The 807-nt window shown below is 47.0% G+C and carries 2 protein-coding genes; both read left to right on the forward strand.

Features of this window, described 5'->3' with window-relative positions; translation table 11 throughout:
* A partial coding sequence (locus A3756_RS01965; protein WP_304438842.1) for a putative PEP-binding protein occupies positions 1–579 on the forward strand: 579 nt, incomplete at its 5' end.
* Positions 580–604: 25 nt separating this feature from the next.
* The coding region (locus A3756_RS28520) for a hypothetical protein (RefSeq protein WP_231875454.1) at positions 605–807 on the forward strand (203 nt) is incomplete at its 3' end.

Below are 807 nucleotides of genomic sequence, written 5' to 3' on the forward strand. Positions count from 1 at the left end.
GAAGAAAACCCCATGCTCGGCTTCCGTGGTGCATCGCGCTATATTTCTGAAACCTTCCGTGACTGTTTCTATTTAGAGTGTGAAGCGCTTAAGCGTGTACGCGATGTAATGGGCCTGACCAATGTTGAAGTTATGGTGCCTTTTGTCAGAACAGTTGGCGAGGCCAAGCACGTGGTAGAATTGCTGGCCGAGAAAGGCCTAAAGCGTGGTGAGAACGACCTGAAAGTCATTATGATGTGTGAGCTGCCTGCAAATGCTATTTTGGCAGATCAGTTCCTGGAGCACTTCGATGGTTTCTCAATTGGTTCCAATGATTTAACTCAGTTAACACTCGGTATCGATAGAGATTCTGGAATCATTGCTCACTTGTTTGATGAGCGTAACGAGGCGATTAAAGCACTACTGGAAAATGCTATTAACGCTTGCAAGCGAGCAAACAAATACGTTGGTATTTGTGGGCAAGGCCCCTCAGACCATCCTGACTTAGCGCGTTGGTTAATGGAGCAGGATATCGATAGTATTTCACTAAATCCCGATTCGGTGCTTGATACCTGGTTCTATCTAGCTGATAACAGCTAAAGTCCTGATCAGGGTATTGTTGTTTATGCTACCAGTGCTTCGAAATGCTCTCATACTGATTGGCGGGTTGCTGCTTGTCAGTATGAGGGTGTTTGCAGGTCAAGGCCTTAATGATGAAGGCGCATCGAATGTGGCGCCTAAGAAAGCTCTACGTTTGGCAGGCCCGCCTTGGGAGCCGTTTCTGTATGAACAGCAGCCGCGCAAAGGATTGGCAACAGAGATTGTAAT

This window comes from Oleiphilus sp. HI0086, assembly GCF_001635225.1.